We start from the raw sequence: 14,356 nt of genomic DNA, 5'->3' as shown, positions 1-14,356 counted from the left end.
CGCCGGCGGCCTTATTGCTTCTTGATGTTCCAGTACACCTGCGCACCGGCCGGCACCAGGCCGCTCACGCCCTTGCGCACGGCGGCCGGCTGGCTGTACTGGCCCACCGGGACGTGCGTCACCGTTTCGAAAGCGCGCAACTGCGCCTGCTCGGCCAACTTCTTCTTGTCGGCCTCGGTCGCGGCCTTGGCGAACTGGGTCTTGATGTCCTGGAGCTTGGCGTCGTCCTGCCAGCCGAACCAGCCCTTGTCGCCGGCCGCGTTCATCATCGCCATGGTCAGCGGGTTGAGGATGTCGGACGAGGTCCACGAGGTCATGAACGCATTCCAGCCGCCGGCGGAAGGCAGGTCCTTCTTCGCGCGGCGCGCCACCAGGGTCTGCCAGTCCATGGTCTGCAGGTCGACCTTGAAGCCGGCCTGCTCCAGCTGCTGCTTGGCCACCAGCGGCAGCTTGGCGATGGCGGCGAGATCGGTCGGGCGCATCAGCACCACGGGCTCGCCCTTGTAGCCGGCCTCCTGCAGCAGCGCCTTGGCCTTCTGCGGATTCGCCACGCCGCTGTAGTCGCCGGTGTTCGTCGACTCGAAGGGCGTGCCGCAGGGGAACATGCTCTTGCAGTAGCGCGTGAGGCCGGGCGCGCCCACCTGCGTCTTGAGGAAGGCTTCCTGGCCCATCGCGATCATCGCGGCGCGGCGGATCTTCTCGTTGTCGAAGGGCGCGTGCAGGAAGTTGAAGCGGAAGATGAACTGGTTGCCGGCCGGCTGCGCATCGATCAGCTGGATGTCGGGGTTGGTGCGCAGCGAGGCGTACTGCTCGAAGGCCGGCTGCTCGAGGATGTCGGCCTCGCCGTTGATCAGCGCATTCATTTGCGTTTGCGCGTCGCGGATGATGAGCCACTCGACGCGATCGACGTAGACCTGCTTGCCGCCGGTGGTGCCCGAAGGTGCTTCGGCGCGCGGCTTGTACTTGGCGTTCTTGACGAACACTGCGCGTTCGCCGGGCCGGAACTCGTCGGCCTTGAAGACGAAGGGGCCGGAGCCGATCGTCTCCTTGATCTGCGTGTCGCCGGGCGTGTCGGCCACGCGCTTGGGCATGATGAAAGGCACGTTCGCCGAGGGCTTGCCCAGCGCTTCGAGCACCAGGCCGAAGGGCTCCTTCAGCACCAGGACGAAGGTCTTGGCGTCGGGCGTCTCGTACTTGTCGGTGACCTTGGCGAGCTGGCCGCCGAAGGTGTCGCGGCTCGCCCAGCGCTTGAGCGACGCGACCACGTCCTCGCTGGTGACGGGCTTGCCGTCGTGGAACTCCAGCCCGTCGCGCAGCGTGAAGGTCCAGGTCTTGCCGTCCTTCGAGACGCTCCACTTGTCGACCATCTGCGGCTTGATCTTGCCGTCGATGTCGGTGCCGAACAGCGTGTCGTAGATCATGTAGCCGAAGTTGCGCGAGATATAGGCCGTGGTCCAGATCGGGTCGAGCACCGTGATGTTCGAGTGCGGAATGATCTTGAGCGTCGAGGACTGCGCCAGCGCCGGCACGGCAGCGCTCGCGGCCAGCGCAGCGGCCACGCACCAGGCGGCCTGCCGGCGCGTGAAGGCGCCGGCGATGCCGCCGGCAAGGGAGCGCGTGAAATTCAGCTTCTGCATGTGCATTTCCCGATGGATGAGACGAGCCGCCGATTGAGTCAGGGAATGCGCGAAGTGGATATATACAGTTCGTGCGATGTGCGCTATATCAGCATGCACGATCACGAGACTGAGCAAGGCGGTGCACGCCCATATACAGTGCACCGACCCGTACCCCACCCTGGATGAACGCACCGATGATTTCCATTGACGGCACCCGGCCCGTACCGCTGGTGCGGCAGGTCTACGAGGCGCTGGTCGAGAAGATCGACAAGGGTGCGCTGCCCCCGGGCACGCGGCTCGCATCGGTGCGCGCGCTGGCCGGCGAATGCCGCATCAGCACCATGACCGTGACCAATGCCTACAGCCGGCTGGTGGCCGAGGGTTATGTGGAGGCGCGGCCAGGCAGCGGCTACTTCGTCGCCGCGAACCGCAGCCGCACCGCGATGCAGCAGCGCCGCAAGCCCTTCGTCGGCCATACCTCGGTCGATTCGCTGTGGCTGATACGGCGCGTCTATGAGGACGACAGCACGCTGCTCAATGCCGGCTGCGGCTGGCTGCCGCCCGACTGGCTGCACACCGACGGCGTGCGCCAGGCGCTGGCGGGCCTGGCGCGCAAGAAGTCCGCCGGCCTGGCGAACTACGGCACGCCCTACGGCTACCTGCCGCTGCGCCAGCAGATCCAGATCCTCTTGGCCGCGCGCGCCGTCGACGCCACGCCGCACCAGATCGTGCTCACCCACGGCGCCACGCAGGCCTTGGCACTCGCCGGCCGCTGCCTGCTGCAGCCGCGCGACACGGTGCTGGTGGACGACCCGGGTTCCACCAACTTCTTCGCCACCCTGCGATCGCTCGGCGTGCGCCTGATCGGCGTCGAGCGCAAGCTCGACGGCCCCGACCTCGTGGCCCTGCAGGCGCTGGCGCAGCGCCACCGGCCCAAGGCCTTCTTCATCAGCACCCACCTGCACAACCCCACGGGCAGCCAGTGTTCGCCGGCCGTGGCCTACCAGATCCTGCGGCTGGCCGAGCAGTACGACTTCCGCGTGGTGGAGAACGACGTCATGGCCGGCCTGGAACCGCCCGGCGCCACCAGCCTGGCGAGCCTGGACCAGCTGCGCCGCGTGATCTACGTCGGCAGCTTCTCCAAGACGATCTCCCCCAGCCTGCGGGTGGGCTTCGTCGCCAGCAGCGAGGAGTTCGCGGAAAAGCTCATCTACGAGAAGATGGTCAGCAGCCTCACCAGTTCCGAACTGGGCGAGAAGCTGGTGCATGCGGTGCTGGTCGAGGGGCGCTTTCGCGCCCATATCGCCCGGCTGGCCGCACGGCTCGGCGCCGCGCAGAACGCGGTGTGCGACGGCCTTGCGGCCGCGGGCCTGGAGGTGTTCACGCGGCCGGCGGGCGGTCCGTTCCTGTGGGCCCGTTTTCCCTCCGAGGACGTCGACGTGCTCGCCGTGGCCCAGCGCGCCGTGGCCGCAGGCATCATGCTGGCGCCCGGCTACCTGTTCCGGCCCGGCCAGCAGCCGACGCCATGGATGCGATTCAACGTCGGCTACGCCGACGATCCGCGTCTCTACGCCTTTCTTGCGGCTGAAACGCAGGCGGGCCCGCGATAATCGCAGCCATGAACCCCCTGCTCGCCAAGCTGCAGCCCTACCCCTTCGCGCGATTGCGCGAACTGTTCGCCGGCGTCACGCCGAACCCCGCCTTCGAGCCGATCAGCCTCGGCATCGGCGAGCCCAAGCACGCGACGCCGTCCTTCATCAAGGATGCATTGAGCAACAGCCTCGATACGCTGGCAGTCTACCCCGCGACAGCGGGCGAGCTGCCCTTGCGCGAGGCCTTCACCGGCTGGGTGCGGCAGCGCTACGGCCTGGCGCTCGATCCGGCAACGCAGGTGTTGCCGGTCAATGGCTCCCGCGAGGCGCTGTTCTCTCTGGCGCAGACGGTGGTCGACCCCACGAAGACGCCGGCGCCGGTGGTGCTCTCCCCCAATCCGTTCTATCAAATCTACGAAGGCGCGGCCCTGCTGGCAGGCGCCGAGCCCTATTACGTGCCGAGCGTGGCGGCGCGCAACTTCGCCGTCGACTGGGACAGCGTGCCGGCCGAGGTCTGGGCCCGCGCGCAGCTGGTGTACGTCTGCTCGCCCGGCAACCCGACCGGCGCGGTGATGCCGCTTGAAGAATGGAAGAAGCTGTTCGCGCTGGCGGACCAGCACGGCTTCGTCATCGCCTCCGACGAGTGCTACAGCGAGATCTACTTCCGCGACGAGCCGCCGCTGGGCGGACTCGAAGCCGCAGCCAAGCTGGGCCGCGACGACTTCCGCAACCTGGTGGCGCTGACTTCGCTGTCCAAGCGCAGCAACGTGCCCGGCCTGCGCAGCGGCTTCGTCGCCGGCGACGCATCCATACTGAAGAAGTTCCTGCTGTACCGCACCTACCACGGCAGCGCGATGAGCGGCGCGGTGGCGGCGGCCAGCATCGCGGCCTGGAGCGACGAAAGCCATGTGGTCGACAACCGCGCGCAGTACCGCGCCAAGTTCGCAGCCGTGACGCCGCTGCTCGAGCCGGTGCTCGATGTGCGCCTGCCCGATGCCAGCTTCTACCTCTGGGCGGGCGTGCCGGCAGTGTGGAACGGCGACGACACCGCCTTCGCCCGCGAGCTCTACGCTCAATACAATGTGACGGTGTTGCCGGGCAGCTACCTGGCGCGCGATGCGCAAGGCGCCAACCCCGGCCGGGGCCGCATCCGCATGGCGCTCGTGGCCAGCACCAAGGAGTGCGTGGAGGCCGCGCAGCGCATCGTCCAGTTCGTTCAACGGGGCCGCTGAGCCCTCTTTCATCGATTCCACATGACCCAACAACTCCAGCAGACCATCGACGCCGCGTGGGAAGACCGCGCCAACATCTCCGCCACCAGCGCCCCGAAGGAAGTTCGCGATGCGGTCGAGCATGTGATCGCCGAGCTCAACAACGGCAAGCTGCGCGTCGCCACACGCGAGGCCGTGGGCCAGTGGACGGTGCACCAGTGGATCAAGAAGGCCGTGCTGCTGTCCTTCCGCCTCAAGGACAACGAGCAGATGCAGGCCGGCTCGCTCGGCTTCTACGACAAGGTGCCGACCAAGTTCTCGCACCTCTCGGCCGGCGAGCTGAAGGAAGCCGGCGTGCGCATCGTGCCGCCGGCGGTGGCGCGCCGCGGCAGCTACATCGCCAAGGGCGCGATCCTGATGCCCTCCTACGTGAACATCGGCGCCTACGTCGGTGAAGGCACCATGGTCGACACCTGGGCCACGGTCGGCTCCTGCGCCCAGATCGGCGCCAACGTGCACCTCTCGGGCGGCGTCGGCATCGGCGGCGTGCTGGAGCCGCTGCAGGCCGGCCCGACCATCATCGAGGACAACTGCTTCATCGGCGCGCGCTCCGAAGTGGTCGAAGGCGTGGTGGTCGAAGAGAACTCGGTGCTGTCGATGGGCGTGTACATCGGCCAGAGCACGCCGATCTACGACCGCGCGACCGGCGAAGTGACTTACGGCCGCGTGCCGGCAGGCTCGGTGGTCATCAGCGGCACGCTGCCCAAGGACAACGGCAAGTACAGCCTGTACGCTGCGATCATCGTGAAGCGAGTGGACGCGCAAACCCGCGCCAAGACTTCGCTCAACGACCTGTTGCGCGACTGAGCACTTCGTTCTTAACCAACAACACAACGCCGAGGAGAAATGCCGATGAAGACGATGGAGCGAATTCTTCGCCTGATGGCCGAACGCAAGGCGTCCGACATCTACCTCTCGGCGCACTCCCCGGCGCTGATCCGCATCAACGGCAACTGCCTGCCCATCAATGCGCAGGTGCTGCCGCCGGAGGCGCCGCTCGCCCTGCTCTCCGAGGTGGTGAATGCGGAGCGCATCGCCGAACTCGAACGCACCGGCGAGCTCAACACGGCGATCGCGCTCGAGGACGCGGGCAACTTCCGCATCAGCGCCATGCGCCAGCGCGGCAGCTATGCGGTGGTGGTGCGGCACATCGCCTCGGTCATCCCGTCCTTCGCCGAGCTGAACCTGCCCGAGATCCTGAAGACGCTGGTGATGGAGAAGCGCGGCCTGATCCTCATGGTGGGCTCCACCGGCGCCGGCAAGAGCACCACGCTCGCCTCGATGCTCGACTTCCGCAACGAGAACGCGACCGGCCACATCCTCACGGTCGAAGAGCCGATCGAGTTCACCTTCACCAACAAGAAGTCGATGGTGAACCAGCGCGACGTCGGCAGCGACACGCAGTCGCTGCAGATCGCGCTCAAGAACGCGCTGCGCCAGGCGCCGGACGTGATCCAGATCGGCGAGATCCGCGATCGCGAGACCATGACGGCCGCAATCGCCTACGCCCAGTCGGGCCACCTGTGCGTGGCCACGCTGCATGCCAACAACAGCTACCGCGCGCTCAACCGCATCCTGAGCTTCTACCCGGTCGAGGTGCGCGCCACGCTGCTGGGCGATCTCGGCGGCGCCTTGCGCGCGATCGTCGCGCAGCGCCTGCTGCGCACGCCCGACGGCGCCCGCATGCCGGCGCTCGAAGTGCTGCTCAACACGGCGCTGGTGGCCGAGCTCATCGGCAAGGGCGACTTCTCGGGCGTCAAGGAAGCGATGGAGCAGTCGATGGCCGAAGGCTCGCAGACCTTCGAGGAAGACATCGCCCGGTTGATCACCGACGGCTTCATCACCCGCGAGGAAGGCCTCGCGCAAGCCGACTCCCCGACCAACCTGATGTGGCGCCTGCAGAACCGCGCCGCGCCGGCGGCACGCCGCGAAGACCGCGCGCTGCTCGACCAGGTCGACGAACCCACCTTCACGGACATCACGCTCGACGTCCGTCACTAGCCCTTTTCTCTTTCAATGTCCCGAACGCTGCAACTCGCCGAACAACTGATCTCCCGCCCCTCGGTCACCCCCGACGATGCGGGCTGCCAGCAGATCCTCGGCGAGCGGCTGGCGCGGCTCGGCTTCCGGCTCGAAAGCATCGAAAGCGGCCCGGCCGACTTTCGCGTGACCAACCTTTGGGCCGTGCGCCCCGGCGCTGCCGAGCCGCAGGCCACGCGCACCGTGGCCTTCGCCGGCCACACCGACGTGGTGCCCACCGGCCCGATCGAGCAGTGGAGCAGCCATCCGTTCACGCCCACGCACCGCGACGGCAAGCTCTACGGCCGCGGCGCCTGCGACATGAAGACCTCGCTGGCGGCCTTCGTCGTCGCGATCGAGGACTTCCTGGCCACGACGCCCGATCCGCGCCTCACGCTCGCCCTGCTGCTCACCAGCGACGAGGAAGGGCCGGCGCTCGACGGCACCGTGGTGGTCTGCAACACGCTGGCCGCGCGCGGCGAGCGCATCGACTACTGCATCGTCGGCGAGCCGACCGCGGTCGAGCGCTGCGGCGACATGATCAAGAACGGCCGGCGCGGCACGATGAGCGGCAAGCTCACCGTCAAGGGCGTGCAAGGACACATCGCCTATCCGCATCTGGCGAAGAACCCGGTCCACGCCTTTGCGCCGGCGCTGGCCGAACTGGTCGCGATCAACGCGGCCGGGGGTTGGGACGCCGCTGCCAATGCCTATTTCCAGCCGACCAGCTGGCAGATCAGCAACATCCACGCCGGCACCGGCGCCAGCAACATCATTCCCGGCGCGGCGGTGATCGATTTCAATTTCCGCTTCTCGACCGAATCGACGCCCGAATCGCTGCAACAGCGCGTGCGGGCCGTGCTCGATACGCACGGCCTCGACTACACGCTGGCCTGGACCATCGGCGGCCTGCCCTTCCTGACCACGCCGGGCGAACTGGTCGGCGCGGTGCAGCAGGCCATCCGCGACGAGACCGGCATCGAGACCGAGCTGTCGACCAGCGGCGGCACCAGCGATGCGCGATTCATCGCCAAGATCTGCAAGCAGGTGGTCGAACTGGGCCCCGTCAACGCGAGCATCCACAAGATCGACGAGCACATCACCGTCGCCGAGATCGAGCAGCTCAAGAACATTTACAAGCGCACGCTGGACCGGCTCGAAACGCTGCAAGGCGTATGAGCAGCGTCATCGAATTGATCGAGGCCGGCGCCACGCAGCTGGCCGATGCGGGCGTGGCCTTCGGCCACGGCACCACCAACGCCTTCGACGAAGCCGCCTGGCTGGTGCTGTGGCGCCTGGGCCTGCCGCTGGACGACCTGGATGCGGTCGCCGATCGCGCGGTCGCGCCGGCGGATGCAGCGCGGGTGGCCGACGTGCTGGCGCAACGGATCGCGACGCGCAAGCCCGCGGCTTATCTGACCAAGGAGGCCTGGCTGCAAGGCGTGCCCTTCTACATCGACGAACGCGCCATCGTGCCGCGCAGCTTCATCGCGGAGCTGCTGGCCGATGGCAGCATCGATCCCTGGCTCGGCGAACACACCCGGCGCGTGCTGGACCTGTGCACCGGCAACGGCAGCCTCGCGGTGCTGGCGGCGATGACCTATCCGGAAATCAGCGTCGACGCGGCCGACCTGTCGACCGCGGCGCTCGAAGTGGCGGCCATCAACGTCACGCGCCACCAGCTCGACGCGCGTATCACACTCGTCGAATCCGATGGCCTCGCAAAGGTGCGCGGCCCCTACGACCTGATTCTTTGCAACCCGCCCTACGTCAATGCGAAAAGCATGGCCGGGCTTCCCGCCGAATACCGCGCCGAGCCCGAACTCGCGCTGGCCGGCGGCGCCGACGGCATGGACTTCATCCGCCGGCTTTTCGCCGACGCACCGGCGCGCATGAGCGAATCCGCCGTGCTGGTGCTTGAAATCGGCAACGAGCGCTCGCACTTCGAGGCAGCGTTCCCGCAGCTCGAAGTGGTGTGGCTCGCCACCAGCGCGGGCGAAGACCAGGTATTGCTGGTCCCGCGCGAATCACTTCTTCAATGATCACTCTCAAAAACGTCATCCTGCGCCGCAGCGCCAAAGTGCTGCTCGACGGCGCCAGCGTCACCATCAACCCCGGCGAGAAGGTCGGGCTGGTGGGGCGCAACGGCGCCGGCAAGTCCACCTTGTTCGCGCTGTTCAACGGCACGCTGCACGAGGACGGCGGCGACTTCGCCTCCCCAAAGCAGTGGCGCCTGGCGCAGGTCGCGCAGAACATGCCCGAGACCGACGAGTCCGCCACCGACTTCGTGGTCGGCGGCGACACGCGGCTCACCGAGTTGCGCGAAGCCCTCGCCGTCACCGAAGCCGCCCATGCAGCCGACCCCGACGATCACGACATCGGCATGGACCTGGCGCATGCCTATACCGACCTGGCCGACGCCGGCGAGCACGATGCCGTGCCGCGCGCACAGGCGCTGATCCTCGGCCTCGGCTTCAAGGCGCACGAGCTCGACCAGCCGGTCAACAGCTTCTCCGGCGGCTGGCGCATGCGCCTGCAGCTGGCCCGCGCGCTGATGTGCCCAAGCGACCTGCTGCTGCTCGACGAACCGACCAACCACCTGGACCTGGACGCCCTGGTCTGGCTCGAAGCCTGGCTGCAGAAGTACGCCGGCACGATGATCGTGATCAGCCACGACCGCGAGTTCCTCGACGCCGTGACCGACGTGACGCTGCACATCGAGCACGCCAAGCTCACGCGCTACGGCGGCAACTACAGCGCCTTCGAGACCTTGCGTGCCCAGCAGATGGAGCTGCAGCAGTCCGCCTTCGCCAAGCAGCAGGACAAGATCGCCCATCTGCAGAAGTTCATCGACCGCTTCAAGGCCAAGGCCAGCAAGGCCAAGCAGGCCCAAAGCCGCGTCAAGGCGCTGGAGCGAATGGAAAAGGTCGCGCCGCTGCTGGCCGAGGCCGACTTCAGCTTCGAGTTCAAGGAGCCAGGGAACATCCCGAACCCGATGCTTTCGATCAGCGATGCGAGCTTTGGGTACCTGATTGAGGACGAGCCGCCCAAGACCATCCTGCGCGGCGTCAACCGCTCGGTGCTGGCCGGCCAGCGCATCGGCATCCTGGGCGCCAACGGCCAGGGCAAGTCGACCCTGGTCAAGACCATCGCGCGCGAAATGGGTGCGCTCGCCGGCACGGTGACCGAGGGCAAGGGCCTCAACATCGGCTACTTCGCGCAGCAGGAGCTCGACGTGCTGCGCCCGCAGGACACGCCGCTCGAACACATGGTGCGCATGGCACGCGAGCTTGGCTCGAGCGTCAAGGAGCGCACCGGCGAACAGGACCTGCGCGGCTACCTCGGCAGCTTCAACTTCAGCGGCGACATGGTGAAACAGGCGGTCGGCACCATGAGCGGCGGCGAGAAGGCGCGCCTGGTACTGGCGATGATGGTCTGGCAGCGTCCCAACCTGTTGCTGCTGGACGAGCCGACCAACCACCTCGACCTCGCCACCCGCGAGGCCCTGGCCGTGGCGCTCAACGAGTTCGAAGGCACGCTGATGCTGGTGAGCCACGACCGGGCGCTGCTGCGCTCGGTCTGCGACGAGTTCTGGCTGGTCGGCCGCGGCGTGGTGACGGATTTCGACGGCGACCTCGACGACTACCAGCGCTACCTGCTGGACGAGGCCAAGCGCCTGCGCGAAGAGGCCAAGTTGGCGACGCGCGAGGCTGCTGCCGTCGTCGAAAAGGCCGCACCCTCTCCCCAGGCGGCGGCCCAGGACCGCCAGCAGCGCAGCGAGCAGGCGAAGCCGCTCAAGCGCGAGCTGGCGCAGATCGACGAGCGGCTCGCCGCCGCCGGCATCGAAAAGGCCTCGCTTGAAGCGCGGCTGGCGAATCCGCTGCCCCCGCCTGAGATCGCCGAAGCCGGCAAGCGCCTGAAGACGCTGAACGACGAGATCGAACAGCTCGAGGAGCGCTGGCTGGCGCTGTCGGACCGGCTCGAGGCGCTCGCGGCCTGAGCTGGCGTGATAGGCTGCGCCGAATATGCCGTCGGCCATCGAACTCGCTCAGGGTGATCCGCAGCTGATCGCGGCGATCCGGCGCAGCCGGCGCCTGCTCGGCCGCAAGGCGCTGATCGCTGCCGCCGCGAGCGCGGTGCCGCTTCCCGGCGTCGATTGGGCCGCCGACGCGGCACTGCTCTCGCGGGTGGTGCCCCAGATCAGTGCGGAATTCGGCCTCTCGGCGACCCAGATCCAGCGCCTGGCGCCCCATCAGCGCGAGCGCGTGCAACAAGCGGCCGCCGCCGTCGGCGCCCTGCTGGTGGGCAAGCTCGTGACCCGCGAATTGCTGATCAAGCTGGCCCGCCACGCCGGCATCCGCCTGACCGCGAAGCAGGCCACCAAGTACGTGCCCATCGCGGGCCAGGTCGTCTCGGCCGCGCTGGGCTACGCCGCCCTGCGCACGTTGGGCGAGCTGCACATCAAGGAGTGCGTGCAGGTGGCGCAATCGGTCCGGCACCTGCTCCCGCCACCCGAAGGCGCGCCGCGGGCTGAAGAGCCGGCAGCCTCGTCCCGCATCCGCCAGACATGGAATCGCCTCCGGTTGCACTGAAAGGGGGCGTGCCTTTACCCCCACAGGGAGTTGGACTAACACGCCGCAGAATCCGGCGCAATCGTGCTGACGGGTGATAATGCGCCCAAAGCAACAGAGAGCCCCCGATCGATTTAGGGGCAAGCCCCAAAGGCCAAACAGGGACCAAGGTGGGAGATCGAAAGATGAATGAGACAGACCTCGCAGCATCGCTAGAGCGACTCATGGCCCGGGTCGACTACTACCTGCACTGCGAGCTGGATGAAGAGTACGACCACGACCGCCCGGACACGGCGCGCCGTCAGTTGGAGGCGGCCTTGCGGCAGGAGCTGCTGCGTGCGAGCGCCGTCGGCATCGTTTCAGCGATCTCGAGCACTCACCCGGCGCTGGGCGGCAACGAGGCGGCCTGACCCCCTGAAGTTCCCAAGGAAATCAAGCGCTTAGCCTAATAACTGTTCCGCAATTCGCTTCCCAAAGAGGTCCGCAAGCCAACAGGCATGCGGGCCTTTCTTATTTGACCGGCTTTTGCAACGCGTCCGCGAACGTCAAGACGTTCTTCGATATGGTCTCCATGATCTGCCGATCTTCAATAAGGCTGCCGAGTTGCTGATGAAGCTGCAGCAGCGCTGGGGTAGGCATCACGATGGTTTGAACCGGCTTCGGCACCTCACCAGATCGAGCCTCAGCCCCGAAAATGAGCTTGGAGACAAACGGTCCGACGGCAATTTGCGCGATCTGATCCACATACACGGTCGAAGGAGACTGCAGGACCGGTTCCGTCAGGGTGGGTTTCGGTGGCGTTGGTATGTTCATCTTGAGGGTCTTACTGGACTTGTTCGTCAACAAATGGCTGCGTAAAGAGCCGGGTGACTGAGATCCTCCGCGCTGTCAAGTGCGAGCGCGCTGAAGTTCTGCGAGAGCCTCGAGGGATTCGGGACGTGCGTCCTTCATGCTCATGAAAGGGTGCGCCCCCTATGCCAAGTTGCAGAACAACTTCAGGAATCGCGGAACAGCGCTATAAAAGCAATAGCGACGGTTCCAGCAACAGAGCGGCTTGGTGGTAGGACGTACAAGATTCGAACTTGTGACCAACGGATTAAAAGTCCGCTGCTCTACCAACTGAGCTAACGTCCCACTCTTTGTTTTTCTTGGTGCCGGCGTCGAGGCCGGCAAAGCCCACAATTATAGCGTGGCGTTGCGCGAGATCCGGTCCAGAACCCAGCCCGCCGCACATTGCCCGAAAGTGGCCGTCACGCTCACCACCGAACCGTAGCCGTGGCAGTTGAGGGAGCCATCTCCCTCCTCGATCGCACAGGAAGCATCGGGCGGCGCCACGCTTTCGCGGCTGAAGACGCAACTCACACCGATCTTGCGGCCCTCGCGCGGCGCGCCGTGCTCCTTGCGCAGGCGCTGGCGCAGTTGCGCAAGCAGCGGATCGTGGGTGACCAGCGCGAGGTCGTCGATGTCGACCTTGTGGGCCAGGCGCTTGCCGCCGGCCGCACCCACGGTGATGAAGCCGGTGCCGGTCTCGCGGGCCCAGGCGGCCATGGCCAGCTTGGCACGCACCTGGTCGCAGGCATCGACGACGGCGGCCACGGGTCCGTTCGCCGCCTGCGCGCTCGCCAGCAGCTCCTGCCAGTTGCCGGGTTCGACGAACTCGTCGATCGCCAGCACCTCGCAGGCGGGATGAATGTGCGCGATGCGCTCGCGCATGGCTTCGACCTTGGCCTGGCCCACGGTGGTGTCGAGCGCATGGATCTGCCGGTTGATGTTCGATTCGGCGATGTGGTCGAGGTCGATCAGCGTGAGCCGTCCGACGCCGCTGCGCGCCAGTGCCTCGACCGCCCAGGAGCCGACGCCGCCGATGCCGGCGACCAGCACATGGGCATCGCGGATGCGGCCCGCACCCGGCACGCCATAAAGCCGCTCGAGCCCGCCGAAGCGGCGGGCCAGATCGGCGTCGTCCAGGGTGACGACGGGAGACATTGCGTTCAAGCCGCTACCCCGGTTTACCGGAGCCGCGAGAGGCGCTCACGCCCGGCCTGCGCGGCTTCGGACTGCGGATAGGCCTTGGTCAGGTCTTCGAGCGTGCGGCGTGCCGCGCGCGTGTCCTTCAGCTCGATCTGGCAGTTCGCGATCGACAACACCGCCTCGGGCGCCTTCGCGTGATCGGGCGCCAGCGAGAGCATCGACCTGAAATTGGCGATGGCCTCGTTGTAGTTGCGCGTGGCGTACTGCGCGTTGCCGAGCCAGAACAGCGCCGAGGCGTTGTAGCCGCTCTGCGGATAGCGCTTCACGAACTCGGCAAAGGCCGTCTGCGCTTGCGCGAACTGGCCGCCGCGGAAGATGCCCAGCGCCGCATCGAAGTCGGCCTTCTCTTTCGGGTCGGCCGTGAACTCGCGGCCGTCGACCGCGACCTTCGACGGCTCGTTCTTCTTGAGCCGGTCGTCGATCTCGGCCTGGCGCTGCTGCAGCTCCGTGATCGTGCGCGTGAGCTGCTCGTTCTGGCCCGTCATGCGCTGGAGATCGCCGCGCATCTGCTCGATCTGCGTCTGCAGGTCGAGCAGGCTGCGCCGCAGCTGCGCGTTCTCGTCGTTCTGGCGCTGCTCGGCCTGCTGGCGCATGGCCTCGACACGCTGGCGCAAGTCGAGGATCGCGCGGCGCGCCTCGTCGTCCTCGAACAGCGCGGCCTGTGCGCCCAGCGAGGCACACAACAAGGCGGCAGCGAGTGCCGCGCTACGCAAGGAAACTCGTCGCATCATCAACGGTAGGTGATCTCGGCGCGGCGGTTCTGCGCCCAGGCGTCTTCAGTGCTGCCCGGCGCCGCCGGCTTTTCCTTGCCGAAGCTCACGGCCTCGATCTGGCTGTCCGGCACGCCCAGGAGGCCGAGCGAACGGCGCACGGCTTCGGATCGCTTCTGGCCCAGCGCCAGGTTGTATTCGCGGCCGCCGCGCTCGTCGGTGTGGCCTTCGATCGAGATGCGACGCTGCGGGTTGGCCTTCAGGAAGCGGGCATGGCCATCGATCAGCGACTGGAACTCGGGCTTGATCGTGTAGCTGTCGAAGTCGAAATAAACGATCCGTGCCACGCCGACCGGGCCCTGTGCGGTCTGCGCGCGCGGGTCGATGCTGACCGGCGCGACGCCGCTGGCCGTTCCGCCGGCCCCCCCGGCGGTGCCTGAGCGGTCCACCACCGGCGTGTCGCTCACCTTGGTCCCGGACGAGCAACCGGCGATCAGCGCCACGATGGCCAGCGAATAAATCGTACGTTTCAACATTTCGAAC

At 67.1% G+C, this 14,356-nt stretch carries 14 protein-coding genes and 1 tRNA gene; 9 read left to right on the top strand and 6 right to left on the bottom strand.

Features of this window, described 5'->3' with window-relative positions; all coding sequences use genetic code 11:
• Positions 1–11 precede the first annotated feature (11 nt).
• Positions 12–1,637 carry an ABC transporter substrate-binding protein gene (locus tag ACSQ9I_RS13975; protein ID WP_436313516.1) on the bottom strand — a complete coding sequence of 542 codons (1,626 nt, stop codon included), beginning with the start codon at positions 1,635–1,637 and terminating at the stop codon, positions 12–14.
• Positions 1,638–1,813: 176 nt separating this feature from the next.
• On the opposite strand from ACSQ9I_RS13975, the gene ACSQ9I_RS13970 reads away from it, so the two are divergent.
• The 9 genes from ACSQ9I_RS13970 to ACSQ9I_RS13930 all read left to right on the top strand — a co-directional run bounded on the left by ACSQ9I_RS13970 (position 1,814) and on the right by ACSQ9I_RS13930 (position 11,482).
• Positions 1,814–3,229: a PLP-dependent aminotransferase family protein gene (locus ACSQ9I_RS13970; protein WP_436313515.1), complete on the top strand. Its 1,416-nt coding sequence runs from the start codon at positions 1,814–1,816 to the stop codon at positions 3,227–3,229.
• Between the two features lie 8 nt (positions 3,230–3,237).
• On the top strand, positions 3,238–4,443 hold the full coding sequence (dapC, locus tag ACSQ9I_RS13965) for a succinyldiaminopimelate transaminase (RefSeq protein ID WP_093107621.1): 1,206 nt from the start codon (positions 3,238–3,240) through the stop codon (positions 4,441–4,443).
• A 21-nt stretch (positions 4,444–4,464) separates the two neighbouring features.
• The gene (dapD, locus tag ACSQ9I_RS13960) at positions 4,465–5,289 is read left to right on the top strand and encodes a 2,3,4,5-tetrahydropyridine-2,6-dicarboxylate N-succinyltransferase (protein WP_093107623.1); all 825 of its coding nucleotides are present in this window, start codon (positions 4,465–4,467) and stop codon (positions 5,287–5,289) included.
• A gap of 45 nt (positions 5,290–5,334) precedes the next feature.
• Positions 5,335–6,483 (top strand): PilT/PilU family type 4a pilus ATPase, encoded by a 1,149-nt coding sequence (locus tag ACSQ9I_RS13955; protein WP_093107625.1) that lies wholly within the window; start codon positions 5,335–5,337, stop codon positions 6,481–6,483.
• A gap of 15 nt (positions 6,484–6,498) precedes the next feature.
• On the top strand, positions 6,499–7,680 hold the full coding sequence (gene dapE / locus ACSQ9I_RS13950; protein WP_436313514.1) for a succinyl-diaminopimelate desuccinylase: 1,182 nt from the start codon (positions 6,499–6,501) through the stop codon (positions 7,678–7,680).
• A complete protein-coding gene (gene prmB / locus ACSQ9I_RS13945; RefSeq protein WP_093107629.1) occupies positions 7,677–8,543 on the top strand; it encodes a 50S ribosomal protein L3 N(5)-glutamine methyltransferase in 867 nt (288 codons plus the stop codon). The genes dapE and prmB overlap by 4 nt, the downstream gene beginning before the upstream one ends.
• A complete protein-coding gene (locus ACSQ9I_RS13940; protein ID WP_436313513.1) occupies positions 8,540–10,501 on the top strand; it encodes an ABC-F family ATP-binding cassette domain-containing protein in 1,962 nt (653 codons plus the stop codon). Before prmB ends, ACSQ9I_RS13940 begins: the two co-directional genes overlap by 4 nt.
• A 25-nt stretch (positions 10,502–10,526) precedes the next feature.
• Entirely contained in the window at positions 10,527–11,093 is a 567-nt protein-coding gene (locus ACSQ9I_RS13935) for a hypothetical protein (RefSeq protein WP_093107633.1), read from the top strand.
• A 164-nt stretch (positions 11,094–11,257) separates the two neighbouring features.
• Entirely contained in the window at positions 11,258–11,482 is a 225-nt protein-coding gene (locus ACSQ9I_RS13930; RefSeq protein ID WP_139191693.1) for a hypothetical protein, read from the top strand.
• Between the two features lie 100 nt (positions 11,483–11,582).
• Here ACSQ9I_RS13930 and ACSQ9I_RS13925 read toward each other — a convergent pair whose 3' ends face one another.
• From ACSQ9I_RS13925 to pal, 5 genes are all read right to left on the bottom strand, one after another.
• On the bottom strand, positions 11,583–11,885 hold the full coding sequence (locus ACSQ9I_RS13925) for a hypothetical protein (RefSeq protein ID WP_436313512.1): 303 nt from the start codon (positions 11,883–11,885) through the stop codon (positions 11,583–11,585).
• Positions 11,886–12,130: 245 nt separating this feature from the next.
• Positions 12,131–12,206: transfer RNA gene (locus tag ACSQ9I_RS13920), tRNA-Lys, on the bottom strand.
• A gap of 48 nt (positions 12,207–12,254) precedes the next feature.
• Positions 12,255–13,058, bottom strand: a complete 804-nt coding sequence (locus tag ACSQ9I_RS13915; protein ID WP_436308928.1) for a tRNA threonylcarbamoyladenosine dehydratase — start codon at positions 13,056–13,058, stop codon at positions 12,255–12,257.
• A 23-nt stretch (positions 13,059–13,081) separates the two neighbouring features.
• Positions 13,082–13,831 (bottom strand): tol-pal system protein YbgF, encoded by a 750-nt coding sequence (gene ybgF / locus ACSQ9I_RS13910; protein WP_093107641.1) that lies wholly within the window; start codon positions 13,829–13,831, stop codon positions 13,082–13,084.
• Between the two features lie 2 nt (positions 13,832–13,833).
• The gene (gene pal, locus ACSQ9I_RS13905; RefSeq protein WP_093107643.1) at positions 13,834–14,349 is read right to left on the bottom strand and encodes a peptidoglycan-associated lipoprotein Pal; all 516 of its coding nucleotides are present in this window, start codon (positions 14,347–14,349) and stop codon (positions 13,834–13,836) included.
• Positions 14,350–14,356 lie beyond the last annotated feature (7 nt).

This window comes from Variovorax sp. LjRoot84, assembly GCF_964254305.1.
Taxonomy (GTDB): domain Bacteria; phylum Pseudomonadota; class Gammaproteobacteria; order Burkholderiales; family Burkholderiaceae_C; genus Variovorax.
Note: the sequence above shows the minus strand (reverse complement) of the source record. Positions and strands in the feature narration are given on the sequence as shown.

Excerpts from the sequence above, each read along its gene's own strand:
- dapC (WP_093107621.1), top strand. The coding sequence starts at position 3,238 with ATGAACCCCCTGCTCGCCAAGCTGCAGCCCTACCCCTTCGCGCGATTG.
- ACSQ9I_RS13935 (WP_093107633.1), top strand. The coding sequence starts at position 10,527 with ATGCCGTCGGCCATCGAACTCGCTCAGGGTGATCCGCAGCTGATCGCG.
- ACSQ9I_RS13925 (WP_436313512.1), bottom strand. The coding sequence starts at position 11,885 with ATGAACATACCAACGCCACCGAAACCCACCCTGACGGAACCGGTCCTG.
- pal (WP_093107643.1), bottom strand. The coding sequence starts at position 14,349 with ATGTTGAAACGTACGATTTATTCGCTGGCCATCGTGGCGCTGATCGCC.
- ACSQ9I_RS13915 (WP_436308928.1), bottom strand. The coding sequence starts at position 13,058 with ATGTCTCCCGTCGTCACCCTGGACGACGCCGATCTGGCCCGCCGCTTC.
- ACSQ9I_RS13955 (WP_093107625.1), top strand. The coding sequence starts at position 5,335 with ATGAAGACGATGGAGCGAATTCTTCGCCTGATGGCCGAACGCAAGGCG.
- dapD (WP_093107623.1), top strand. The coding sequence starts at position 4,465 with ATGACCCAACAACTCCAGCAGACCATCGACGCCGCGTGGGAAGACCGC.
- ACSQ9I_RS13970 (WP_436313515.1), top strand. The coding sequence starts at position 1,814 with ATGATTTCCATTGACGGCACCCGGCCCGTACCGCTGGTGCGGCAGGTC.
- ACSQ9I_RS13930 (WP_139191693.1), top strand. The coding sequence starts at position 11,258 with ATGAATGAGACAGACCTCGCAGCATCGCTAGAGCGACTCATGGCCCGG.
- ACSQ9I_RS13975 (WP_436313516.1), bottom strand. The coding sequence starts at position 1,637 with ATGCAGAAGCTGAATTTCACGCGCTCCCTTGCCGGCGGCATCGCCGGC.
- dapE (WP_436313514.1), top strand. The coding sequence starts at position 6,499 with ATGTCCCGAACGCTGCAACTCGCCGAACAACTGATCTCCCGCCCCTCG.
- prmB (WP_093107629.1), top strand. The coding sequence starts at position 7,677 with ATGAGCAGCGTCATCGAATTGATCGAGGCCGGCGCCACGCAGCTGGCC.
- ybgF (WP_093107641.1), bottom strand. The coding sequence starts at position 13,831 with ATGCGACGAGTTTCCTTGCGTAGCGCGGCACTCGCTGCCGCCTTGTTG.
- ACSQ9I_RS13940 (WP_436313513.1), top strand. The coding sequence starts at position 8,540 with ATGATCACTCTCAAAAACGTCATCCTGCGCCGCAGCGCCAAAGTGCTG.